Origin of the sequence: Mixta mediterraneensis (genome assembly GCF_014946725.1) — a bacterium.
Taxonomy (GTDB): domain Bacteria; phylum Pseudomonadota; class Gammaproteobacteria; order Enterobacterales; family Enterobacteriaceae; genus Pantoea; species Pantoea mediterraneensis.
The window spans coordinates 165409-189070 of sequence record NZ_JACFXY010000004.1 but is presented as its reverse complement, the minus strand read 5'-3'; the positions used below and the strand labels follow the sequence as shown (position 1 = coordinate 189070).

Genomic DNA, 23662 nt, shown 5'->3' with positions numbered 1-23662 from the left:
GATTTTTAAGAGGCTATTATGCATCCACGTTTCCTTCCTGCCTTTGACGCATTACCGTCCTTATTGCAAACCGCGCTTCAGCCCATTCTGGATGACACCGATTTTCATGCTGTGCTGACAGCCGATCAGGTCGCCAGCTTACAGCAGCAAACGCAGCTGGATGCCGATAATCTGGCGCTCGCATTGTTGCCACTGGCGGCGGCCTGTGCGGTTGCTACGGTTTCCCATTTTAACGTTGGCGCCATTGCGCGTGGCGTCAGTGGCAACTGGTATTTTGGTGCCAATATGGAGTTCGCTGACACGCCGCTGCAACAAACTGTTCATGCTGAACAGAGCGCCATTACGCACGCCTGGCTGCGCGGTGAACGTCGTCTGGAAACCATCACCGTAAATTACACGCCGTGCGGGCATTGTCGTCAGTTCATGAACGAATTGAACAGCGGTACCGCTATACGTATCAGCCTGCCGCAACGCGCCGTGAGAACGCTGGCGGATTATCTGCCGGATGCTTTTGGCCCGCGCGATCTGGAAATTACCACGTTTTTAATGGATGAGGTCGATCACGGCTACAGCGCCCAAGGTGATGAACTGACTCAGGCCGCTGTCGCCGCCGCGAATCGCAGCCATGCTCCTTACAGCCAGTCCCATAGCGGCGTTGCGCTGCTAACCACTTCAGGCACCCTTTTCGCAGGCCGGTATGCTGAAAATGCAGCGTTTAACCCCAGCCTTCCACCGTTACAAGGCGCGTTAATTTTGTTGAATATGCATGGGGAAGCGTGCGATCAGATAAAAAGTGCGGTTCTGGCAGAAAAGAAAAATGCCACTTTAAGTCAATTCGCTGCCACCCAGGCGACACTTCAGGCACTTGGCTGTCGTGAGCTGTTGCAGATTGAATTGCTTAAAGCATAACCATCTGTCACACAATCCGCAGTTTTGTCACCTTTTATAAACAAATGCTGTACTTCTGTAGGAAAATTTATAGGATCTGGCGCCAGAATTAACTTCATAATAATTTCCCCTTCCAGGGACAAAAACTGGCGTTACCTTTCCGGCGTCACGCCAGACACTACTGCAACCGGAGCATCATTGCATGGAACTCGACTACGAAAGTAAACGTCCGCTATATATCCCTTACGCTGGCCCGATCCTACTTGAATTTCCCCTCCTGAATAAAGGCAGTGCCTTCTCCATTGAAGAACGTAATGAATTTAATCTCAATGGGCTGCTGCCTGAAGCGGTTGAAAGCATCGAAGAACAAGCGAAGCGCGCCTGGCGTCAGTTCCAGGATTTCAAAAACAATAACGATAAGCACGTCTATCTGCGCAACATCCAGGACACCAACGAAACCCTGTTCTATCGACTGCTGGACAATCATCTGGAAGAGATGATGCCCATCATCTACACGCCTACTGTCGGCGCGGCGTGTGAGCATTTTTCGGAAATTTATCGCCGTGCGCGCGGCGTTTTCATCTCCTATCCGAACCGTGATCATATTGAAGATATGCTGCAAAATGCCACCAAGCAGAACGTGAAGGTGATTGTGGTAACCGACGGCGAGCGTATTCTCGGTCTTGGCGATCAGGGCATTGGCGGCATGGGTATTCCAATTGGTAAATTGTCGCTGTATACCGCTTGTGGCGGCATTTCGCCGGCTTACACCTTGCCGGTAGTCCTTGATGTTGGTACGAACAACCAGCAACTGCTGAACGACCCGCTGTATATGGGCTGGCGTCATCCGCGCATTACCGGTGAAGAATACGAAGCATTTGTTAATGAGTTTATTCAGGCTGTTAAGCGTCGCTGGCCAAAAGTACTGCTGCAATTTGAAGACTTCGCGCAGAAAAATGCCATGCCATTGCTGGAGCGTTATCGCGATGAAGTCTGCTGCTTCAATGATGATATTCAAGGCACGGCTGCCGTTACCGTTGGCACCTTAATCGCCGCCAGCCGCGCTGCGGGTAGCCGCCTGTGTGAGCAAAAAGTGGTGTTCCTCGGTGCCGGTTCAGCCGGTTGCGGCATCGCTGAGCAAATCATCGCGCAGATGAAATCCGAAGGTTTAAGCGACGATGAAGCGCGCAGCCGTGTAATGATGGTTGATCGTTTTGGCTTGCTGACCGATAAGCTGCCCAACCTGCTCGACTTCCAGAGCAAGCTGGTGCAAAAGAGTGAAGCATTAAAAAACTGGGATGTGACCAGCGACTCCATCTCGCTACTGGACGTGGTGCGCAATGCACGTCCTGATATTCTGATTGGCGTATCAGGTCAACCCGGTTTGTTCACCGAAGAGATTATCCGCGAGATGCACAAGCACTGTGCACGGCCTATCGTAATGCCGCTGTCTAACCCGACGTCACGCGTCGAAGCCACGCCTGCCGACATCATTGCCTGGACCGATGGTGCCGCACTTGTGGCAACAGGCAGCCCTTTCTCTCCTGTGAGCTGGAACGGAAAAACCTATCCAATTGCCCAGTGTAACAACGCCTATATTTTTCCAGGCATCGGTTTGGGCGTCATTGCAGCGGGTGCCAGCCGCGTCACTGACAGCATGTTAATGACTGCCAGCCGTGCGCTGGCTGATTGTTCACCACTGGTAAATGACGGTGAAGGCCCTGTTCTGCCAGAGATCAAGGATATTCAGGGCGTATCGAAAATCATTGCGATGGAAGTGGGCAAGGCTGCGCAATTAGCGGGGGTTGCGGTGGTAACATCAGAAGATGTGCTCTCTTTAGCCATTTCGAACAACTTCTGGTTACCGCAGTATCGTCATTATCGTCGCACCTCAATTTAATGGGTGCCTGCCGGGCCAAAACAGGCCCGGCAACGCTCAAAAATACGCCAGCCAACCGGCTCAAACTTGCTTCCCCAATCGACCTCAAGTAGCCTTGACCCATTGAATTTTCCTGATGTTGAGTGCCTGAGCGCATGTTGAAACGCGTTTTCACTGGTCTGCTTTTCATCATCTTATTGATGATGGCGACGGCGCTCGGCCTTGATCGCTGGATCAGCTGGAAAACCGCGCCCTATATTTATGAAAATGTCTCATCGTTACCGCATCGTCAGGTTGGCGTGGTATTAGGTACGGCCAAATATTACCGAACCGGTGTCCTCAATCAGTATTACCTTTATCGTATGCAAGGCGCGCTTAACGCTTACAACAGTGGCAAAGTAAATTATCTGCTGTTAAGCGGAGATAATGCGTTGCAGAGTTATAACGAGCCGAGAACGATGCGACGTGATTTGATCAAAGCTGGCGTTGATCCCGCTGATATTGTGCTGGACTATGCCGGATTTCGCACGCTGGATTCAATTGTGCGGACACGTAAAGTATTCGACACCAATGATTTCATTATCATCACACAGCGCTTTCACTGTGAACGTGCGCTGTTTATTGCGCTGCATTTAGGTATTCAGGCGCAGTGTTATGCCGTGCCGTCGCCAAAAAATATGCTGAGTGTTCGCGTGCGTGAAGTTGCAGCGCGTCTGGGGGCATTGAGCGATCTGTTTTTATTAAAGCGTGAGCCTCGCTTTTTAGGCCCGCTGGTCCCTATTCCGGCCTTGCATAACGTGCCCGAAGATGCACAAAGCTATCCGGCGGTGACCCCCGAACAGCTGCTGGAGCAAGAACAGAAGCAAGAGAAATAAAAAGAGCGACCCGAAAGTCGCTCTTTTTGTTTTTGACACATTATTTTTTACGTGAGTATTTCAGCGAATCCAGCGCCACGGCAAAGATGATGATGCCGCCCTTGATGATGTACTGCCAGTAAGGATTCACACCGATATAAGTCAAACCGTAGTTAATAACGGTAAAGATCAGTACACCGGTAACCACGCCCGCCACGGTTCCCACGCCACCGGCGAAGGAAACACCGCCAACCACACAGGCGGCGATAGCATCAAGCTCATACATAAAGCCGAGGTTGTTGGTCGCCGAACCGATACGACCGGCTTCCAGCATGCCGCCGAAGGCATAAAACACGCCTGACAGTGCATAAATCATAATCAGGTTCAACGGAACATTCACGCCGGATACTTTGGCTGCTTCCGGGTTACCGCCAATAGCAAAGATATTTTTGCCGAAGCGGGTTTTATTCCACACTATCCAGACAAACACAATGGCGATAATGGCGTAAAACGTAATGAATGACAGCTTAAAGTCGCCAAAGCGTAGGAACCCCTGGGCAAATTTAGAGAAGCCTGCATCGAAACCGGCAATAGGCGACGCGCCCACATAGTCGTAATACAGCGAGTTGATGCCGTAAACGATAATCATCGTGCCCAGCGTCGTAATAAATGGCGTCACTTTGAGATAGGCGATAATCACACCATTTACCAGTCCCACCACACCGCCGATAACACAGACAACTAAAATAACCAAAGGAATAGGCACGGCATCCATATGTGGAAAGACTTTATTGGCATTGTCCATTGACTGCAATAACGTTGCCGCCACAACCGCTGCTAAACCGACCTGGCGACCGGCTGACAGGTCAGTACCCTGCGTCACGATCAAACCTGCCACACCCAGGGCAATAATAATACGCACCGAGGATTGGGTCAGAATATTACTCAGGTTCATTAAACTTAAAAATGTCGGATCCTGGAAAATAATAATGGCCAGTAATACCAGCAGCACGACATAAATGCCGCCCTCTTTTAACCAGGTTAGCGCATTCTTTTTTGTAGTCGCTTTCATGTTAACAGCCCTTGCTTCATTAAAGGTGTAATGACGCTAAACGCAATATTTCGTTCTGCGTGGTCGTTTTCGTATCAACAATGCCTGCTACCATGCCGTTACTCATTACCAAAATACGATCGGTAATACCTAATAGCTCGGGCATTTCGGAAGAGATAATAATGATGCCCTTTTCTCTTTTCGCCAGTTCAGCAATTAACTGGTAAATTTCGAATTTTGCGCCAACATCAATACCGCGCGTCGGCTCATCAAGCATCAGAATCTCAGGCTGGGTTAATAACCAGCGACCAATAATAACTTTCTGTTGGTTGCCACCAGAGAGGGAACCAATTTGCGTATGGTGGCTTGGGGTTTTCACCCGCATGGCATCGATAACCCATTGGGTATCGCTTTTCATGCGTTTATTATCCAGCAGCCCCATAGTGCCTTAATATTTTTTAATATTGGAGATAAGGGAGTTAAAACCAATATCTAAAAAAGCATAAATACCGGTTGAGCGGCGCTCTTCCGTCACCAGCGCAAAACCATGATTAATGGCTTCATTGGCGCTGTGATTATTAATCGCTTTACCGTGCAGTTTAATGGTGCCGCCCGATTTTTCCCGGATGCCAAACAGCGTCTCGACAATATCGGTACGTTTAGCGCCTACCAGCCCGGCAATGCCGAGGATCTCCCCTTTACGCAAATCAAACGAAATGTCGCGAATCGAAGGCTGACGCAACGAAGTTAAATGACGCACCTCAAGAATGGTTTCGCCTGGCACATTGCTTTTATCCGGGAAACGCTGATTTAACGAACGTCCCACCATCATGGCGATGATCTTGTCCATATCCAGCCCGTCCAGCGGCTGGGTAGTAATCCATTGTCCATCGCGTAAAATAGTAATCTCGTCACACAGCTGGAATATCTCTTCCATTTTATGCGAAATATAAACAATGCCGCAGCCGCGCTCTTTCAGCTTACGGATAATCGTGAACAGATGATTCACCTCTTTCTCGGTTAAGGAGGAAGTGGGTTCATCCATAATCACAATTTTAGCGTCATAGGAAAAGGCTTTAGCGATTTCAATCATCTGCATCTGCGAGACGGAAAGATTAACGACTTTGTCACGCGGATCAATATCAATATCCAGCTCGTCAAAGATCGCTTTAGTATCGCGATACATTTTGTCCTGATCGACAAAAAAGCCTTTCCGTGGATAACGCCCTAGCCACATATTGTCCATTACGGTGCGCTGCAGCACCAGGTTTAACTCCTGATGCACCATCGAAACGCCATTTTCCAGCGCCTCTTTAGAGCTTTTGTAGTCTATTTCCTTGCCCTGAAATAAGATACTCCCCGTATCTTTTTTATAAATGCCAAACAGGCATTTTAATAATGTTGATTTTCCGGCACCATTTTCGCCCATTAAGGCATGAACGGAATGCGGGCGTACTTTTAAATTCACATTATCTAACGCTTTAACGCCCGGAAATGTTTTACTGACGTCAGTCATTTCCAGCAGATATTCACGCTGCGCGGTCGTATTATCACTGGCCATAATTTACCTGGCTAAAAAACGTGGTCACGTGAAAAAGGCGCGGTATGCACCGCGCCCAGATTCAAATTTATTTCTGGAATTGAGACAGATTTTCTTTATCTACCGGCACGTAAGGTACACGGACGATTTTATCAACCATTTTGAAGTTGGTGCCTTCGGTCGCCTGCTTGCCGTCGGCCAGGTTCTTAGCTATATCCAGCGTGGCTTTTGCCTGGTTTTCCGCATCATTCAGCACCGTTCCCGCCATTGCGCCTGTTTTAATCAGCGCTAACGCTTCTGGCAGCGCATCTACGCCGAACACCGGCACAGAGGACATATTATGGGCTTTCAGCGCCTCAACTGCGCCCATCGCCATTGCGTCATTGTTAGCGATAACCACTTCGATTTTTTTAGCGTTCGGGCCAGACAGCCAGGCGTCCATCTTGTCTTTCGCCTGCGCGGTGTCCCACATCGCCGTATCCATTGCGAGCTGCTGCGTTTTCAGGCCATCCTTATTCAGCGTCTCAATCACGTATTTGGTACGTGCTTCCGCATCAGGATGCCCTGGCTCGCCTTTCAGCAGCACAAACTGAATCTGACCATCTTTATTCAAATCCCATGCTGGCGTCGCTTTCCAGTGCTTCTCAATCAGTTTGCCCTGGATAATGCCGGATTCTTTAGAATCGGTGCCGACGTAGTAGGCTTTGTCATAACCGGCTAACACTTTCGCATTGGGCTCTTTGTTGAAAAATACAATTGGCACATCGTTGCTACGCGCTTTATCCACCACAACCGCCGCTGCCGCCGGGTCAACCAGGTTAATCGCCAGCGCTTTTACCCCTTTCGCCATCAGCACGTCGATTTGATCGTTTTGCTTGGATTGATCGTTCTGCGAGTCGTTCATCAGTAGCTGTACGCCGCCCAACGTTTGCGCTTCTTTCTCAATGTCTTTGCGCACCATTGACATAAAGTTGTCATCGTATTTGTAAATGGTCACGCCGATACGTGCGTCAGCTGCATGCGCAGTTACACCAAACATCATGCTGGCAACCAGTGCTGTGAGCGTGAAAACCTTCTTCTTCATGGTATCTCCGGTTTTTTTGCAGGGTCTTTTTAGCTCTACCGCGCCAGACGGCGGGAGAGTGATCAGTAAAATAATTTGGCGAGGCGGTCTGCTCTGACTCGTGCGTAATACCGCTGAAACGCCATCCAAAGCTAACTTCCCTGTGCGCTAACGCTTCCTGAAAGATGTTAAGAACCATTTCATTCCGCGGCTGAAACCACACCCTTCGCGTTACCGTGGCGTTACATAATGTTTCAGTCTGGTAAGACGTTGCCATCATAGAGAGGGAGATGTTAATTAACTGTGAATAAAATCACAGATTGAAAGCGGTTACATGGCGGAATTAGCTGAATTAGTGACCGACTCCACATTTTGCTTTTGAGCCACCGAATGACGACGCACCAGAGTCGGCATAAAAATGTGTTTTGCGCTTTCATCCAGTTCCCCTGTTGCGCCTTGTAGCGCTAATTCTGTTGCCAGTTTAGCCATAGAAACAATGGGATAGCGCACTGTAGTAAGCTGGGGATCGGTATAGCGGGAGATGGGAATGTCATCAAAGCCAATAACAGAGAAATGTTGCGGCACCTGAATGCCGTTATCTTTCAGCGCAGTGAGGGCGCCCGCCGCCATAGCGTCGTTATAGGCAAAGATGGCGCTGAGGTTAAGATTGCGGCCTAGCAGCTCAACCATGGCAGCTTCGCCGCCCTGCATATCCGGTTCGGCGCTGGCAATCCAGCTTTCCGGGGGACGAATATTTTGTTCGCTCATGGCCTGCCACCATCCTTTCCGACGTTGTACGACGTCTTCGATGGGATGACTGGAGCAAAGATAGCCGATGCGCGTATGACCTTGTTGTAACAAGGTTCTGGACGCCATTAATGCACCGGTTACATTATCAAGACTGACGCAGCGTGATTCAAAACCCGGCACAATGCGATTGATCATTACCATGCCCGGAACATGCTGCATAAACTTAGCCAGCTCTGCGTCTGAAAGCGTTTTCGCATGCACCACCAGCGCATTGCATCGCTGACGTATTAGCACCTCAATGGCATGACGCTCTTTCTCTTCCTGATGCCAGGAATTGCTGATCAATACATGTTTATGTACGCGCTGTGCCACGGTATCAACCGCTTTTACCAGCGCACCAAAGAAAGGATCGGAAACGTCCATTACCACCACGCCGATGGTGTCGCTGACCTGCGTAGCTAAGGCTTGCGCGTTGGCGTTAGGATGGTAACCCAACACAGCAACCGCTTGTAACACAGCGTCCCGGGTGTCAGAAGTCACCGCGCTGCTATTATTAAGTACGCGCGAGACGGTCGCCACCGACACGCCAGCCTGACGGGCAACATCACGAATCGTTATCATGCAGCAGTTCCACAGAGGAAAAAAGGCATTACGCCGGATAAGAATACCGGCGCTATTTTGTCAGGAAAGGGAAAAAGGCAGCGTGAATTGCGTCACATCAATGAAAGCGGTTACATATCATTCTGCAACCTTTGTGATGTCTGTCATTATCTGTCGGAAAGACGAGCGGCTGTTTTACCGGCTGCCAGTTTAGTCAGGCGACGCCATATCCATTCGCATGGACCCTGGGGAAAGTAGCGTAACCAGATGACCGAAAACAGAATATTAACTACCCAGATAGCCGGAACCAACATCAGCAAGCCTGGCCGATCAAAATGCATAAACAGATCGAAGCGATAAAAAAGCGTGGTACAGATAAAGGTTTGCAACAAATAGTTGCTCAATGCCATGCGGCCAACGCATTGCATGGCGTAACTTATGCGCCAGCGTGAAATCTGCGACCAGAAACCCAGGCACAGCGCGGCATAACCGAGGCTGATAAACGGGCTGGCAAGATCGCGTGGCGCTTGCAGGTAAAAAGCCGTCCAGCGGAACGCCCAGCCCACCTGCCATTGCGCCAGCACGCCGGGAATGGCGATTGCAAAGCCTGTCACCAGCAGGATCACTGCACTACGGCGATAATGCTGCGGCGAAAATTCCCCTTTCCACCAGCCGTAACGCATCAGCGCAGCACCGAGCATCATCAATCCTGCCAGCTGCCAGCCATATTGCGATGCCAGAGCCAGCAAACCTGATGAAAGATGATCAAGGCGATTTTGTACCGCCTCCCAGCCGCCATTCAGCTTCCAGAATTGTTCATATTGTAAATCCGCCGCGCCCGGCAGCCATGAACGCGTCGGTTCAGGATCAGAGAGAGAACCAAAAACCAGCAGCACCACGCAACCCATCAGATAAAGCATGATGCCGGTATGCATCAGCGATCGGGTGGAAGGAACATCACGTAACATGCGCCATATCACAAGGCCAACAATGCCGTAATCCAGCAGAATATCGCCTTCCCAAAAGAACACGCCGTGAATAAAACCCAGCAAAACCAGGAGGGACAAGCGCGCTGTCAGCCAGCGGCTACCGCGTGGCAACTGCAATTGCAGGCCGGCGCCAAACAGCAGCGCGAATAACGTAAGGAATTTTAACTGGGCAAACGCATCAAGCAGACCCCATGTCCAGATCTCCGCAACGCTGATGCTGTTATGCCAGGCGGGATTAAGATAAGCCGCGGAAGGTAAACCAAAACCGACGATATTCAGCAGCAGGATGCCAAGAATGGCGCATCCGCGAATGAAATCCAGCGCAAGGTAGCGTTGCATATGGCATCCAGACGTGGCGGATTCGTCTCCGCCAGCAGGCTCAGCTATGACGTACCGCGCGCAGGAATTCCTGACGGGTGTTCTGGCTGGATTTGAACAGGCCACCAAGCGAAGTGGTAGTGGTGGCGCTGGTGGCATCTTTTACGCCACGTGCTTTCACACAGTAATGTACCGCATCAATGGAAACCGCAACGTTAGTGGTTCCGAGCAGCGTTTGTAACGCCACCAGCACCTGCTGAGTCAGACGCTCCTGCACCTGGGGACGCTGCGCAAAAAACTGCACGATGCGATTGATTTTTGACAAGCCGATCACTTTTTCTTTCGGGATATACGCCACGGTAGCTTTACCGTCGATAATCACAAAGTGATGCTCGCAGGTGCTGGTCAGGGTGATGTCGCGCACCGTTACCATTTCATCCACTTTCATCTTATTTTCAATGACGGTGATTTTAGGGAAATTGGCGTAGTCGAGGCCGGAAAACACTTCATCCACATACATTTTGGCAATGCGATGCGGCGTTTCCATCAGGCTGTCATCGTCCAGATCAAGGTTCAGTAGCTGCATGATTTCTGTCATGTGGCCAGCGATCAGGCTCTTGCGGGTTTCGTCATCCAGCGCACGGGTTGGCGCGCGTAACGGCGTCTCCAGGCCTCGCGCCAGCAGCGCTTCATGAACCAGGGCGGCTTCCTGACTTAAGGTGCTCATCTTACTCTTCTCCGGCAGGTGATGCGCCCGCAGAACTTTCACTGCGGGCTGAATTACTGAGCGCGTATTGTGAAACTTTCCGCAGCGGTAATCCAGTAATCAATAAGATTGGTGATGAAAGCTTTTCATGCTGATCTTCGCCAGACCAGAAGTCCAGCTACCAGCAATCCCACCCCCGCAACCCAAAGCGCCGGTTCCAGCCGATGCAATAAGGCGGTTGACAGCGAAGAGAGCACCGGACCAGCCAGTTGCCCAAGCGCGTAGCCGGTGGTGAGTAAGCCCGCCATATAACGCATGTGCTGCGGGGCCAGCTCGCGTGCATACAGCAGTGATAACTGCACTACCCCCAGGAAACCGCCGCCAACCAGCAAAGCGCCAATAAGCAACCCACTAAAACCGGGCAAAGCTGCGGCCGCCAGCACGCCGGCCGCCTGCGCCCATAAGGCAATAGCCAGACGCGCATTGCTGCTGCCCCACTGTCGCGTCACGATAGCGATAACGATACCTGTCATCGCTGCGCCGCCGTAAACGGGCCAGACAAACTGGGCGAACAGGCTGCCAGGGAAACGTGCCGCGGCCATTTGCGATAAAAACGTGGCGGGCAGAATGTAGCCGAATCCCGCCAGGCTATAACTCCATACCAGACGTTTGAGATTGCCGTTCATGACTAACGGCTCGGGGTCATGATCGGGCCGATGCAGATCACCACGGCGCGGCAGATTACGCGCAATTAATGCCACCAAAATCAGCGCCAGCGCGCCGTAAACTGCCCAGGCCAGGGTCGCGCTCACCTGCAAGCTATGTAACAGCACCGCAAGCATACCGCTGATAAAAATGCCGCAGCCTGGTCCGGCGAATACGGCTGCAGATAAGCCAGGCCGTCCATGATAGTGCAGCTGTTCATTGCTCCACGCGGCAACCAGCACCATCGCCCAGCCGCTGGCACAGCCAATCAAAAAGCGGATCAACCCGTGCAGCCACGGCCCGCTGGCACAGGCTGAAAGCAAGGTTAATATCACGGCCCCCCAGACACCCAGCTGCAAACGTAATTCAACACGACGGTGCGCGCGCATCGCATCAAATGAACCGCATAAATAGCCGAGGTAGTTCAGCGCCGCGACCAGGCTGGCGCTGGTTAATGTCAGCTGATGCGCCTGGATCATCAATGGAACCTGGGGTGTAAAGGCGAAACGCCCTATTCCCATTGCCACAAATAGAGTAATAAACGCGCTAAGCGCGACGCGGAACGCCATTTCCCTTCTCCTGATGGTTTATTCTGACTTGCTTATAACATGCAGGATGATTAAACTCACGAAAAGTGAACAATATTAACAAAGTTAATTACGAAAAGAGAATATATGGATTTTGTCCAGTTACGCATGTTCTGTTCCGTTGCTGAAAGCGGTTCGCTGGTACGCGCAGCAGAACAACTGCATCGTGTGCCCTCCAATCTCACCACGCGGCTGCGCCAGCTGGAAGAAGAACTGGGCGTCGATCTCTTTATTCGTGAGAAGCAGCGCATTCGTCTGTCGCCAATGGGCCACAACTTTCTCAATTATGCGCAACGCATTCTGGCGTTAAGCGATGAAGCGATGAGCATGACGCGTACCGGCGAACCCGCCGGTAATTTTGCGCTCGGATCCATGGAAAGTACCGCCGCAACACGTTTGCCGGGTCTGCTGGCAGCCTATCATCAACGCTTTCCCAAGGTTGCGCTGTCCCTGATTACCGGTACTTCAGGAGAGATCATTGAGCGGGTACGGGAAGGCACCCTGGCTGCGGCCCTGGTTGACGGCCCGGTTGCGCACGACGATCTTAATGGCTGCATCGCCTTTCGCGAAGAGATGATATTAATCACCGGCCTTGATCACATGCCGATTACCAGTGCGCGCGACACCCAGGGTGACACTCTGTTTGCTTTTCGTAACAGCTGCTCTTACCGCGTTAAGCTGGAATCCTGGTATCGCGATAGCCACACCGCGCCTGACAATGTTATGGAAATTCAGTCTTATCATGCCATGTTAGCCTGCGTGGCGGGCGGTGCGGGCGTAGCGATGATTCCGGCATCGGTATTGAAACAGATGCCGGACCGCTCGCGCGTGCAGGCGCATAGCCTGCCCCCTGAATATCGAGATACCGCCACCTGGCTGATGTGGCGGCGCGATGCCTTCACCCCTAACGTTGAAGCACTAAAATATTTACTCATTGAACAGATTGATGATCGGCCGCTTAACGATGAGCTGATGCATCCATTGTCAGCCGCGGAATAACCGTTCCGCGCTGTTTTTAAACCATTACGACCATCCGTGCGCGATCCTTTTTGGCGCGTCACAATTGATTGAAGAGGGATTGCATGAACATGATCAAAACTCGTGCCGCCGTTGCCTGGGCCGCTGGCGAACCACTGAAAATTGAAGAAGTGGATTTAATGCCGCCACAAAAAGGCGAAGTGCTGGTACGTATCGTCGCGACGGGCGTGTGCCATACCGACGCCTACACCCTGTCCGGTAAAGATCCTGAAGGTGTGTTTCCGGCGATCCTGGGCCATGAAGGCGGCGGTATCGTGGAAGCGGTGGGCGAAGGGGTAACCAGCGTTGAGGTGGGTGATCATGTGATCCCGCTTTACACGCCAGAATGCGGCCAGTGTAAATTCTGTCTGTCTGGTAAAACCAACCTGTGCCAGGCAATCCGTACCACCCAGGGAAAGGGCCTGATGCCCGATGGCACCACCCGCTTCTTCAAAGATGGCAAACCTATTTTCCATTATATGGGCACCTCAACCTTCTCTGAATACACTGTCATCCCAGAAATTTCGCTGGCGAAAATCAGTAAAGAAGCGCCGCTGGAAGAAGTGTGCCTGCTGGGCTGCGGCGTAACCACTGGCATGGGCGCGGTGATGAATACCGCCAAAGTGAAAGAAGGCGACACCGTGGCAATCTTTGGCCTGGGCGGAATTGGTTTGTCGGCAATTATCGGGGCGAAAATGGCGAAAGCCGGTCGCATTATCGGTATCGATCTCAATACCAGTAAATTCGATCTGGCACGTAAACTCGGTGCAACCGATCTGATCAATCCAAAAGATTATGAGAAGCCGATTCAGGAAGTGATTGTTGAGCTGACCGACGGCGGCGTAGATTTCTCGTTCGAATGTATTGGCAATGTCAATGTGATGCGTTCCGCGCTGGAATGCTGTCATAAAGGCTGGGGCGAATCCGTGATTATCGGAGTAGCAGGCGCCGGTGAAGAGATTTCAACCCGGCCATTCCAACTGGTAACCGGCCGTGTCTGGCGCGGATCTGCCTTTGGTGGCGTAAAAGGCCGTAGCCAGTTACCCGGCATTGTGCAGGATTATCTTGACGGCAAATTTGCGCTGAACGATTTCATTACGCATACCATGCCGCTGGAAGAGATCAACGACGCTTTTGATCTGATGCATAACGGCAAATCCATTCGCTCAGTGGTGCACTTTAATAAGTAATCAGGAGAGGTTATGGCATCCTCACTGGAGCTTCTGGAAGAACATCGTATTTTTGGCGGCTGGCAGCAGCGCTGGCGTCATCAGTCGGACGTACTGAACTGCCCGATGACGTTTAGTATTTACCTGCCAACGCCAAAAGGCGACGCCCCGCCGCCGGTAATCTGGTTTCTTGCCGGGCTAACCTGCAATGATGAGAATTTCACGACCAAAGCCGGTGCGCAACGCGTAGCGTCGGAGCTGGGATTGATGCTGATTATGCCGGACACCAGCCCGCGCGGCGATCGGGTGGCGAACGATGAAGGTTACGATCTGGGACAGGGGGCGGGATTTTATCTCAATGCCACACAACAGCCCTGGTCGAGCCATTTCCGCATGTTCGATTACCTGAGCCAGGAATTGCCTGCTCTGATCGCGAACAATTTTAAGGTCAGCGAACGTCAGTCAGTCATGGGACATTCAATGGGAGGACACGGCGCGCTCATGCTGGCGCTGCGTCTTGGCGGGCGCTTTGCTTCGGCTTCTGCGTTTGCGCCCATTGTGAATCCAGCTGAAGTTCCATGGGGACAAAAAGCGTTTCAGGCTTATCTGGGCGAGGACCGCACGGCATGGCGTGAATATGACAGTTGCCAGCTGATGCGTGAAGTGCAGCACCGGTTACCGATTCTGATCGATCAGGGCGACAGCGATCAGTTCCTGGCCGACCAGCTTCAGCCGGAGCGTCTGGATGCGATCGCTAAGGAGATGAATTTCCCCCTTACGCTGCGTATTCAACCGGGCTACGACCATAGCTACTTTTTTATCGCCAGCTTTGTGGAAGATCACCTGCGCTTTCATGCGCAACATTTGCTGGTGTAGAGCTGTAAGGGCCGGTTTTCGGCCCTTGTTATATCAGCCCTTCTGTCACTAACCCATCAATCATCACCTGCGGTACGCCACGCGAACAGTGTTCTATCCGTCCTTTAATGCCATAAACTTGCGCTAGCGTGTCCGGCGTAATCACGTTGTCTGGCTGACCTTCGGCGATTAACCTGCCCTCTTTCAGCATCAGCGCATGTTGCGCATGACGTAACGCGATATTGATGTCATGCAACACCACTACCGTCACGATATTGCGCTGGGCGGTTTCGCGCCGCAGTAGATCCATCACGTGAAACTGGTAATTCAAATCCAGCGCGCTGAGCGGCTCATCCAGTAACAGCAGTTCTGGACGGCGAATCAGCGATTGCGCCAGGCCAACCAGCTGTTTCTGACCGCCTGAGAGCTGATCGAGATAACGCATCGCCAGATGCGCAATGCCTAACTGCGCCAGCAGATGCATAATTTCCGCTTCGCTGGCGGCGCGATACGCTCCCCCTGATGCGCGCTGTGCCACAATCACTGATTCCAGCACATGCAGATGTACGCCCGCTGGCAGCGACTGCGGCAAATACACCACGCGTTGCGCCCGGCGAGCAAAGGGCTGTTTCATTAACTCTTCGCCATTCAGCCACATCTCGCCGCGTCCCCGATTCAGACCTGCCAGCGCGCGTAATAACGTTGACTTGCCGCAGCCGTTCGGACCGAGTAGCACCGTGATTTTACCTGGCGGCAAGGCTGCCACGTCGAGATTGTTAATCACATTTCGTTTCGGGTAACCCGCGTTAACGCCACGTAAAATCAGCCCTTCCTTCATACATTCCCCCGATGGCGCAAAATAGTGCTAAGGAAGAACGGCACGCCCACCAGCGAAGTCACAATGCCAACCGGAATAATCACGCCGGGAATAAGATTTTTAGCGGCCACCGAAGCCACCGACAGCACCAGCGCGCCGGTTAACGCGCTGGCTGGCAGGTAAAAGCGGTGATCTTCGCCAAACATCAGGCGGGCAATATGCGGCGCAACCAGGCCGATAAAGCCAATCGGTCCCACAAATGCCACCGCCAGCGCAGAAAGAATGCTAATGCGCAGCAATGTTGCGAGGCGCAAACGACGCACGTCGATCCCGAAACTTACCGCACGGTCTTCACCCAGGCGCAGTGCGGTTAGCTTCCAGCTACTTAACATTGAGAATGGCATCAGAATGATGAAGGCCGCGCTGAGCACACCCAGTTTTTCCCACGACGCGCGGGCCAGACTTCCCATGGTCCAAAAAACTAACCCCTGCAAGGTCTCTTCGCTGGCGATAAATTGCATCATTGAGACCAACGCATTAAACGTAAATACCAGCGCGATGCCAAACAGCACCACGCCAGACGAAGAAACGCGGCTCCAGCGCGTGACGCCATCCAGCATCAGCGCGGCAAACAGCGCAAACACAAACGCATTGGCAGAAATAAACCACTGTGCAGGGATACCGGGAAGGCCAATGCCTAAAATAATCGCCAGCGCTGCACCAAAGGCAGCAGCAGAGGAAACTCCCAGCGTGAAGGGGCTTGCCAGCGGGTTATTCAGGATGGTTTGCATTTCACCCCCTGCAAGGCCAAGCGAAAAGCCGACGATGATGGCCATCAAGGCATAGGGCAGACGAATATCCCAGACGATAACGCGCGTTCCGGCATCCACGTTGTCGGGATGCAGCAGCGCATTTCCTAACGTAGGCAGTGAAAGCCCAGCCGGGCCGAGAGTGAAGTCGAGAACAAGCGAGGCCACAATGGCCAACAGCAACACGCCAATCCACAACATGCGGCGGCGCAATAGCCGCTGGTAGCGAAACATGGTGCTGTAATGTTGATCGCTTTCCGCGACCGGTGAAGATTCCGTTGTCATGCTTAAACCCCGTGGTGGCGAGCGGGACAGTAAACGCAGCCACGCTAGTTTAGGTAATCCTTCTTCTCAATTCGATAAGGTAAACCGTGCGCTTAAAACAAAAAAGCGCGGTGTGAATGCACCGCGCTTTTTTCAGTCCGACATTGTTAGTCCTGATGCTGGGGAAATTCCATTTCACTGTACTTCACGAAACGGCTATTGCGCACCAGCCTGTAACCCAGCCAGATAATCAGGAACAGCGGAATGCCAATATACGTTGCCGCCACGCCGTACCAGTCAATACTGTCGTTGAGAAAGGCCTGATAGTTTTGCCCCAGCGTGATAATTAAGCACAGCACAAAGGCAAAGATCGGCCCGAGCGGAAAGAAGCCGGAACGGTATGGCAAAGCATTCAGATCGCGGCCCTGAGCGACGTAACCCCGACGGAAGCGATAATGGCTGATAGCAATACCCAGCCAGGCAATAAAACCGGTCATGCCGGAGGTATTCAGCAGCCAGAGATACACTTCCTGATTGCCGAATTTTGAGGTGAGAAAACACAGCCCGGCCACCACGGTGGTTGCCCATAACGCGTTGCGCGGCACGCCACCTTTTGACAGCCTGGCGAAAATACGCGGCGCTTTACCTTCGCTCGCCAGGTTATAAAGCATACGCGTTGAGGCGTACATGCCTGAGTTCCCCGCAGATAATACTGCTGTCAGGATCACTGCGTTCATTACCGCTGCTGCCGACAACAGACCGGCGTTTTGGAACACTAAGGTAAACGGGCTGACGCTAATATCTTTGATGTCATTGTGCAGCAATTGCGGATCGGTATAAGGCAGGATCAGGCTGATAATCAGGATAGCCAGCACATAGAACAGCAGGATTCGCCAGAATACCTGGCGTACTGCGCGCGGAATGTTTTTCGCCGGATCTTCAGATTCCCCCGCCGCGATACCGATCAGCTCGGTGCCCTGGAAGGAGAAACCAACAATCATTGCCACGCCAATCATCGCAGCAAATCCACCCGCAAATGGCGCATCGCAAACCTGCCAGTTATGCCAGCCCGCGTGCTCTGCGCCGCGCATAATGCCAGTAATCATCAGCACGCCAACCACAATAAAAATGATAACAGTGGCGACTTTGATCAGCGAAAACCAGTACTCCGCTTCACCAAACCCTTTCACCGAGATGTAGTTCAGCAGAAACATCAAACCGAGGAACAGCGCACTCCAGATCCAGCCTGGCGTATCCGGGAACCAGTAGTTCATCACTAGTTGCGATGCGACCAGGTCAACCGCGATGGTGACCGCCCAGTTGTACCAGTAATTCCAGCCCAGGGCGAAACCAAAGCCTTCTTCAACATATTTCGCGCCGTAGGTAGCAAAAGAACCGGACACCGGCATAAATGCCGCCAGCTCGCCAAGGCTGGTCATCAGAAAATAGACCATCAATCCAATCAGCGCATAGGAGAGCAGCGCCCCGCCGGGTCCCGCCTGTGAAATGGTGGCGCCAGAAGCCACAAACAGACCGGTTCCTATGGAACCGCCAATGGCGATCATCGTCAGATGACGCGCTTTCAACGCACGTTTTAACGCAGGTTGTTGTGTTGTATTTGAGTCGTTATGCATATGTAAACGCTACGTCAGGTAAAAATGAGGCGCGATTGTAGCAGCTAAGCCTGCTCTGTATAGCAAAGGTGCGCTGTTATAAGTTACCTTCATAATTTCCCTTACATTATTAGCCAGCCCCTGAGTTATTCCCGACAATAAGAGAGAAAACGCGTTAACGCTTTTGAAATGTGTTTTTGCCGATGATGGATGCGATAAAGGGTGCGCGTCAGCCGTGGCAGCGGGATTTGCAGCTCTACCAGCGTGCCGGCTTCAAGCAAATCGCTTATTACCCGACGCGACAAACAGCTGATGCCCATGCCGTGACGAACGGCGTGTTTGATGGCTTCCGAATTACCCAGCTCCATGCCAAGTTGAAAGGCAGGCAGATGCGACAACAGCAGATAATCGACGATTTCACGGGTGCCGGAACCGCGCTCGCGCAGGATCCAGGGCGCGGAGGCTAGCGTATCCAGCGTAACCGGCTGCTGCAAAATCCCGGCGTCTGGCGCGGCAAACACCACCAGCTCGTCTTCCAGCCAGGCTTCACTGACCAGATCAGACATGTGACAGGGGCCTTCAATCAAGCCGCCATCGACACGGAAATCAGATACCGCATTAATAACGTCCTGGCTATTTCCGACGCTCAGTTCCAGCGGTAATCCGGGGAAGTCACGACGATACCCCGCCATCATTCCCGGCAGTAAATAGTTGCCAATGGTGCTGCTGGCGAAGATACGTATCGCACCGTTATCTTCTTTAAACAGCTGCTCAATTTCACCCGCCTGCTCCAGTAATCCTACCGCACGCGGATAGAGTAAGCGGCCATGCTCGTTCAATACCAGCCGCTTGCCCACGCGATCAAACAGCTGCACGCCAAGCTGCCCTTCCAGATCCGCCAGCGCGGCGCTCACCGCAGACTGCGATAATGCTAAGATCTGTGAAGCCTGGGTTGTCGAACCGCTTTTTAATACTTCCGTAAACACTTCAATCTGACGCAGCGTAATATGCATGCGTTTTCCTCATATTACTTAATGCTTCACAAAATAAATCACCACGGCGAGCCAGATAAGCAACACCAAAAGTAACCCGAACCCGCCCACCACTTTTTTACCACGCGCGCGCTGAACTTCGGCCCGCCCGGCGGCGCTGCTATGGATTTCACGCGGCAGCAGCCTGAGCAAAATCATCACCCCCAGCGGAATAATAATGGCGTCATCCAGCAGGCCAACGATCGGGATAAAGTCAGGGATGAAATCAATCGGGCTGATCGCATAGGCAGCCAGTCCTACAGCGACTATTCTGAACCACCAGGGTGTGCGCGGATCGCGGCAGGCGAACCACAGAATCAGAACATCTTTTTTAATTAAACTGGCCCAACGGCGAAGTCGTCCAAACAGCATATCTTCTGCCTTATCACTTATAGCGGTTAATATTAAATATATTATCAATTTCTCTTTTAAGCCAGACAGCGTCATGATCGGGTTTCAATCAGGAGCAACGATTATGGCCGAATTCAGTATTCACAAAACGCATTTGCCCTTCCAGCACTGGCTTTCCGGCTTATTACTGACCGCCTCGATTGGCGCTGCGGCGGCCTGGCTGGCACAACAGCCGTGGTTAAGCGGGTTAGGATTAGGGGCGCTGACGCTGGCTATCATGCTGGGCATCGTAGTGGGCAACAGTGTCTATTCACCGCTGGCATCACGCTGTGATGCGGGTGTGGTGTTAGCGAAACAAAAATTGCTGCGACTTGGCATCATCCTGTTTGGCTTTCGTATTACGTTGCAGCAAATCATGGATATTGGCGTCAGCGGCATTGTTATTGATACGCTGACATTAAGTAGCACCTTCTTAATGACCTGCCTGATCGGCCGACGATTACTAAAGCTGGATCGCGAAACTGTTTGGCTGATTGGCGCAGGGAGCAGCATTTGTGGCGCCGCAGCCGTATTAGCAACAGAACCGGTCGTTAAAGCTGCCCCGTCGAAAGTGGCGGTGGCGGTTGCTACCGTCGTGCTGTTTGGTACGTTAGCCATTTTTGTCTATCCGCTGCTGTGGCCGCTGGTTCAGAGCCTGTATCCTGCTCTCAGCCTGACGCAGTTTGGTATTTTTACCGGATCAACGGTTCATGAAGTGGCGCAGGTGGTTGCGGCGGGTCATGCGATGGGAGCGGATGCGGAAAACAGCGCGGTGATTACCAAAATGTTGCGCGTGATGATGCTGGCACCGTTTCTGTTATGTCTCGGCGGCGTACTGCGTCGCCATCAGCGCGGCACACAGTCGCGTGGACCGGTGACCTTTCCGTGGTTTGCCTTGCTGTTTGTGCTGGCCGCCATGTTCAACTCGCTGCATATTTTGCCGGTAAGCGCAGTAGCAATGCTGAATCAGCTGGCGAATCTGCTGCTGGCCATGGCAATGGCCGCGCTGGGCCTCACCACGCGTTTCAGCGCACTGCGTGATGCCGGCATCAAACCGCTGCTGTTGGGGGCCATAATATTTGTCTGGCTGATTGTTGGCGGCGGCAGCATCAATCTGCTGGTGCAACATTTCATGGATTAAGCGCATCAGGTATTATGCCGGCACATCTGTGCATAGCGACTTCAGGAGATCGGCATGAAATATATTGGCGCACACGTCAGCGCGGCTGGCGGGGTAGACCAGGCAGTGATTCGCGCCCATGAGCTGGAAGCCACCGCCTTCGCTCTGTTTACCAAAAATCAGCGTCAGTGGAAAGCCGCCCCGCTTTCGACTCAGGTCATCGATGCTTTTCGCGCCGCCTGTGAAAAATATCATTACGGCCCGCAGCAAATTCTGCCGCACGACAGCTATCTGATTAACCTTGGCCATCCGGTGATGGAAGCGCTGGAAAAATCGCGTGAGGCGTTTTTGGATGAGATGCAGCGTGCCGAGCAGCTTGGCCTTACGCTGTTAAACTTCCATCCTGGCAGCCACTTGCAGCAGATAGATGAGCTGGCATGCCTGAAGCGTATCGGCGAGTCAATCAATAAGGCATTAGATAAAACCCACAACGTAACAGCGGTAATCGAGAATACCGCCGGTCAAGGTAGCAATTTAGGTTTTCGCTTTGAGCATCTGGCGACCATTATCGACCACGTTGAAGATAAATCGCGGGTTGGCGTATGTATTGATACCTGTCACGCTTTTGCGGGGGGTTATGATTTGCGTACGGAGGAGGCCTGCGTTGACACCTTTGCGGAATTTGAACGCATTGTCGGTTTTAAATATCTGCGCGGGATGCATCTCAACGATGCCAAAAGTGAACTGGGGAGTCGTGTTGATCGCCACAACAGCCTCGGTGAAGGCAATATTGGTAAAACGGTATTTAGCTGGCTAATGAAAGATCCGCGATTCGACGGCATTCCGCTGATTCTGGAAACCATCAACCCAGCTATCTGGAAAGATGAAATTGCCTGGCTGAAGTCCGAACAATCAACCTAAATGCTAAGGGAGCCAACCGGCTCCCTTATCTTAAGTTTACGCTTTGACCAGCTCGTCTTCAGGCCGTTTCAATACGGCGTAGCCCAGGCCCGCAATCACCGTGCCAGCCACAATCGCCACCAGGTAACCCAGTACAGGCGTGATAGCACCAGGGATCAACAGCACGAACAGGCCGCCGTGCGGCGCCATCAGTTTAGCGCCCACCGCCATAGAGATAGCACCGGTTACCGCGCCGCCGATAATGCAACATGGCAGAACACGCATGGGATCACGCGCCGCAAACGGAATCGCCCCTTCGGAGATAAAGCATAAGCCCAACACCAGCGCAGCTTTGCCACCTTCCTGCTGACCTTTACTGAACTTGCGGCGTGCAACCAGCGTTGCCAGCCCCATCGACAACGGTGGCACCATACCCGCCGCCATAATCGCGGCCATTGGCGCGTAAGTTTGCGAACTCAGTAAACCCACACCAAACGCATACGCTACTTTGTTAACCGGGCCGCCCATGTCAGTACACATCATGCCGCCAAGGATTGCGCCCAGCAGCACGGCGTTCGCGGTTCCCATATTCGCCAGCCAGCTGGTCAGGCCGCTCATGATGCCTGCAACCGGTTTGCCTACCACATAAATCATCAGCAGGCCGGTAATCAGGCTGGCAAACAGCGGAATGATTAAGATTGGCTTTAACGCTTCCATACTTTGCGGCAGCTTCACTTTACTACTGATCAGTCTGGCAGCGTAACCGGCAATAAAACCGGCGATGATGCCACCCAGGAAACCGGCGTTAATACTGGTCGCCAGCATACCGCCAATCAATCCCGGCGTCAGGCCAGGGCGGTCAGCAATGGAGAAGGCAATGAAACCCGCCAGTACCGGCACCATCAAAGCAAAGGCGCTGCCTCCTCCAATCTGCATCAATGCCGCAGCCAGCGTGCCCTGTTCTTTAAACGCGGTGATACCGAAGGCGAACGAGAGCGCAATACTTAAACCGCCCGCGACGACCATCGGCAGCATATAAGAGACGCCGGTCAACAGGTGACGATACGCGCCTGCGCCCTCTTTTTTCTCTTCCTGATTGTTATTGCCTTGCGCGCCAGACGGCTTGTACGGTTTCGCTTCTGCTACCGCTTTGTCCAGCTCCTGAGACGTTTTCTTCAGCGCTAAACCGGTTGAGGTGCGATACATCGGTTTACCGGCAAATTTTGCCAGATCGACTTCAATATCAGCCGCAACTATGACCAGATCGGCTGTAGCCACTTCTTCCGGGGTAATCGCATTACCGGCGCCGACCGAACCGCGGGTTTCCACTTTTACCCACCAGCCGCGTTTGGATGCTTCCGCCTGAATCGCCTCGGCCGCCATAAAAGTATGTGCTACGCCGGTTGGACAGGCCGTTACCGCCACGATACGTTTTTGCGCATTCGCTGGCGCTGCGGAAGCGGCTGGGGCCGTCTGCCAGGTTTTGGCTTCGTCTTTGGCGCGATGCAGAAACTGTTCTGGCGCGCGTACTGCCTGCTGTACATCGCCCAGCCATACCGCTTTACCATTTAGCGTCGCGTCATTGGGCACCTGATTACCGATAACGATAACCAGCTCAGCGTCAGCAGGCTTCTCAGTTATTGTCAGCCCGGCCTGGGCAGCCGCCGCGCTAAGGCGCTGTGTTGCCATGTAGGCAGAGGCCAGACCGAGTATAGGATCTTTTATCAGCAGCGTTTTCATTATCGCT

20 protein-coding genes and 1 pseudogene are annotated in these 23662 nt (G+C 52.5%); 8 read left to right on the top strand and 13 right to left on the bottom strand.

The features are described from left to right. Positions 1-18: 18 nt before the first annotated feature. The 3 genes from cdd (at position 19) to sanA (ending at position 3642) form a co-directional block, all read left to right on the top strand. Positions 19-909, top strand: a complete 891-nt coding sequence (gene cdd, locus H2P46_RS09580; protein WP_193404863.1) for a cytidine deaminase — start codon at positions 19-21, stop codon at positions 907-909. 181 nt (positions 910-1090) lie between these two features. Further along, positions 1091-2788, top strand: coding sequence for an NAD-dependent malic enzyme (locus tag H2P46_RS09575; RefSeq protein WP_193404862.1), 1698 nt, complete (start codon positions 1091-1093; stop codon positions 2786-2788). A 134-nt stretch (positions 2789-2922) separates the two neighbouring features. Then, positions 2923-3642 carry an outer membrane permeability protein SanA gene (gene sanA, locus H2P46_RS09570; protein ID WP_193404861.1) on the top strand — a complete coding sequence of 240 codons (720 nt, stop codon included), beginning with the start codon at positions 2923-2925 and terminating at the stop codon, positions 3640-3642. Between the two features lie 40 nt (positions 3643-3682). Here the strand turns inward: sanA and mglC are convergent, their stop codons facing one another. From mglC to H2P46_RS09535, 7 genes and pseudogenes are all read right to left on the bottom strand, one after another. Next, positions 3683-4693, bottom strand: a complete 1011-nt coding sequence (mglC, locus tag H2P46_RS09565; protein WP_193404860.1) for a galactose/methyl galactoside ABC transporter permease MglC — start codon at positions 4691-4693, stop codon at positions 3683-3685. Positions 4694-4712: 19 nt separating this feature from the next. Next, a pseudogene (gene mglA / locus H2P46_RS09560) lies at positions 4713-6233 on the bottom strand (galactose/methyl galactoside ABC transporter ATP-binding protein MglA). A 67-nt stretch (positions 6234-6300) separates the two neighbouring features. Then, the gene (gene mglB, locus H2P46_RS09555) at positions 6301-7296 is read right to left on the bottom strand and encodes a galactose/glucose ABC transporter substrate-binding protein MglB (RefSeq protein ID WP_193404859.1); all 996 of its coding nucleotides are present in this window, start codon (positions 7294-7296) and stop codon (positions 6301-6303) included. A 309-nt stretch (positions 7297-7605) separates the two neighbouring features. Next, positions 7606-8646, bottom strand: coding sequence for an HTH-type transcriptional regulator GalS (gene galS, locus H2P46_RS09550; protein ID WP_193404858.1), 1041 nt, complete (start codon positions 8644-8646; stop codon positions 7606-7608). A gap of 146 nt (positions 8647-8792) precedes the next feature. After that, on the bottom strand, positions 8793-9953 hold the full coding sequence (yeiB, locus tag H2P46_RS09545) for a DUF418 domain-containing protein YeiB (RefSeq protein WP_193404857.1): 1161 nt from the start codon (positions 9951-9953) through the stop codon (positions 8793-8795). A gap of 40 nt (positions 9954-9993) precedes the next feature. Continuing rightward, a complete protein-coding gene (gene folE, locus H2P46_RS09540; RefSeq protein WP_193404856.1) occupies positions 9994-10659 on the bottom strand; it encodes a GTP cyclohydrolase I FolE in 666 nt (221 codons plus the stop codon). A gap of 125 nt (positions 10660-10784) precedes the next feature. Further along, complete coding sequence (locus tag H2P46_RS09535; RefSeq protein ID WP_193404855.1) at positions 10785-11912, bottom strand: YbfB/YjiJ family MFS transporter; 1128 nt, start codon at positions 11910-11912, stop codon at positions 10785-10787. Between the two features lie 105 nt (positions 11913-12017). Between H2P46_RS09535 and ptrR the strand changes: the two genes are divergently transcribed. The 3 genes from ptrR (at position 12018) to fghA (ending at position 14992) form a co-directional block, all read left to right on the top strand. Next, positions 12018-12929 carry a putrescine utilization regulator PtrR gene (ptrR, locus tag H2P46_RS09530; RefSeq protein ID WP_193404854.1) on the top strand — a complete coding sequence of 304 codons (912 nt, stop codon included), beginning with the start codon at positions 12018-12020 and terminating at the stop codon, positions 12927-12929. Between the two features lie 83 nt (positions 12930-13012). Beyond that, positions 13013-14137, top strand: a complete 1125-nt coding sequence (locus H2P46_RS09525) for an S-(hydroxymethyl)glutathione dehydrogenase/class III alcohol dehydrogenase (RefSeq protein ID WP_193404853.1) — start codon at positions 13013-13015, stop codon at positions 14135-14137. Positions 14138-14149: 12 nt separating this feature from the next. Beyond that, positions 14150-14992, top strand: a complete 843-nt coding sequence (gene fghA, locus H2P46_RS09520) for an S-formylglutathione hydrolase (RefSeq protein WP_193404852.1) — start codon at positions 14150-14152, stop codon at positions 14990-14992. Between the two features lie 28 nt (positions 14993-15020). On the opposite strand, the gene H2P46_RS09515 is transcribed toward fghA, so the two are convergent. The 5 genes from H2P46_RS09515 to H2P46_RS09495 form a co-directional block, all read right to left on the bottom strand. Then, positions 15021-15809 (bottom strand): ABC transporter ATP-binding protein, encoded by a 789-nt coding sequence (locus H2P46_RS09515; protein ID WP_193404851.1) that lies wholly within the window; start codon positions 15807-15809, stop codon positions 15021-15023. Next, entirely contained in the window at positions 15806-16882 is a 1077-nt protein-coding gene (locus H2P46_RS09510; RefSeq protein WP_193404850.1) for a FecCD family ABC transporter permease, read from the bottom strand. The genes H2P46_RS09515 and H2P46_RS09510 overlap by 4 nt, the downstream gene beginning before the upstream one ends. A 146-nt stretch (positions 16883-17028) precedes the next feature. Then, positions 17029-18495, bottom strand: coding sequence for an amino acid permease (locus H2P46_RS09505; RefSeq protein WP_193404849.1), 1467 nt, complete (start codon positions 18493-18495; stop codon positions 17029-17031). Positions 18496-18620: 125 nt separating this feature from the next. Then, positions 18621-19487, bottom strand: coding sequence for a DNA-binding transcriptional regulator YeiE (gene yieE, locus H2P46_RS09500; protein ID WP_193404848.1), 867 nt, complete (start codon positions 19485-19487; stop codon positions 18621-18623). 18 nt (positions 19488-19505) lie between these two features. Beyond that, complete coding sequence (locus H2P46_RS09495) at positions 19506-19877, bottom strand: YkvA family protein (protein WP_193404847.1); 372 nt, start codon at positions 19875-19877, stop codon at positions 19506-19508. Positions 19878-19980: 103 nt separating this feature from the next. Between H2P46_RS09495 and H2P46_RS09490 the strand changes: the two genes are divergently transcribed. Then, positions 19981-21036 (top strand): YeiH family protein, encoded by a 1056-nt coding sequence (locus H2P46_RS09490; protein ID WP_193404846.1) that lies wholly within the window; start codon positions 19981-19983, stop codon positions 21034-21036. Between the two features lie 54 nt (positions 21037-21090). Then, a complete protein-coding gene (gene nfo, locus H2P46_RS09485; RefSeq protein ID WP_193404845.1) occupies positions 21091-21936 on the top strand; it encodes a deoxyribonuclease IV in 846 nt (281 codons plus the stop codon). A gap of 36 nt (positions 21937-21972) precedes the next feature. Here nfo and fruA read toward each other — a convergent pair whose 3' ends face one another. Then, the gene (fruA, locus tag H2P46_RS09480; protein ID WP_193404844.1) at positions 21973-23655 is read right to left on the bottom strand and encodes a PTS fructose transporter subunit IIBC; all 1683 of its coding nucleotides are present in this window, start codon (positions 23653-23655) and stop codon (positions 21973-21975) included. Positions 23656-23662: the final 7 nt, after the last annotated feature.

What these genes read in the sequence shown, in the direction of transcription:
- cdd (WP_193404863.1), top strand. Translation starts at nt 19, where the DNA reads ATGCATCCACGTTTCCTTCCTGCCTTTGACGCATTACCGTCCTTATTG.
- H2P46_RS09575 (WP_193404862.1), top strand. Translation starts at nt 1,091, where the DNA reads ATGGAACTCGACTACGAAAGTAAACGTCCGCTATATATCCCTTACGCT.
- sanA (WP_193404861.1), top strand. Translation starts at nt 2,923, where the DNA reads ATGTTGAAACGCGTTTTCACTGGTCTGCTTTTCATCATCTTATTGATG.
- mglC (WP_193404860.1), bottom strand. Translation starts at nt 4,693, where the DNA reads ATGAAAGCGACTACAAAAAAGAATGCGCTAACCTGGTTAAAAGAGGGC.
- mglB (WP_193404859.1), bottom strand. Translation starts at nt 7,296, where the DNA reads ATGAAGAAGAAGGTTTTCACGCTCACAGCACTGGTTGCCAGCATGATG.
- galS (WP_193404858.1), bottom strand. Translation starts at nt 8,646, where the DNA reads ATGATAACGATTCGTGATGTTGCCCGTCAGGCTGGCGTGTCGGTGGCG.
- yeiB (WP_193404857.1), bottom strand. Translation starts at nt 9,953, where the DNA reads ATGCAACGCTACCTTGCGCTGGATTTCATTCGCGGATGCGCCATTCTT.
- folE (WP_193404856.1), bottom strand. Translation starts at nt 10,659, where the DNA reads ATGAGCACCTTAAGTCAGGAAGCCGCCCTGGTTCATGAAGCGCTGCTG.
- H2P46_RS09535 (WP_193404855.1), bottom strand. Translation starts at nt 11,912, where the DNA reads ATGGCGTTCCGCGTCGCGCTTAGCGCGTTTATTACTCTATTTGTGGCA.
- ptrR (WP_193404854.1), top strand. Translation starts at nt 12,018, where the DNA reads ATGGATTTTGTCCAGTTACGCATGTTCTGTTCCGTTGCTGAAAGCGGT.
- H2P46_RS09525 (WP_193404853.1), top strand. Translation starts at nt 13,013, where the DNA reads ATGAACATGATCAAAACTCGTGCCGCCGTTGCCTGGGCCGCTGGCGAA.
- fghA (WP_193404852.1), top strand. Translation starts at nt 14,150, where the DNA reads ATGGCATCCTCACTGGAGCTTCTGGAAGAACATCGTATTTTTGGCGGC.
- H2P46_RS09515 (WP_193404851.1), bottom strand. Translation starts at nt 15,809, where the DNA reads ATGAAGGAAGGGCTGATTTTACGTGGCGTTAACGCGGGTTACCCGAAA.
- H2P46_RS09510 (WP_193404850.1), bottom strand. Translation starts at nt 16,882, where the DNA reads ATGACAACGGAATCTTCACCGGTCGCGGAAAGCGATCAACATTACAGC.
- H2P46_RS09505 (WP_193404849.1), bottom strand. Translation starts at nt 18,495, where the DNA reads ATGCATAACGACTCAAATACAACACAACAACCTGCGTTAAAACGTGCG.
- yieE (WP_193404848.1), bottom strand. Translation starts at nt 19,487, where the DNA reads ATGCATATTACGCTGCGTCAGATTGAAGTGTTTACGGAAGTATTAAAA.
- H2P46_RS09495 (WP_193404847.1), bottom strand. Translation starts at nt 19,877, where the DNA reads ATGCTGTTTGGACGACTTCGCCGTTGGGCCAGTTTAATTAAAAAAGAT.
- H2P46_RS09490 (WP_193404846.1), top strand. Translation starts at nt 19,981, where the DNA reads ATGGCCGAATTCAGTATTCACAAAACGCATTTGCCCTTCCAGCACTGG.
- nfo (WP_193404845.1), top strand. Translation starts at nt 21,091, where the DNA reads ATGAAATATATTGGCGCACACGTCAGCGCGGCTGGCGGGGTAGACCAG.
- fruA (WP_193404844.1), bottom strand. Translation starts at nt 23,655, where the DNA reads ATGAAAACGCTGCTGATAAAAGATCCTATACTCGGTCTGGCCTCTGCC.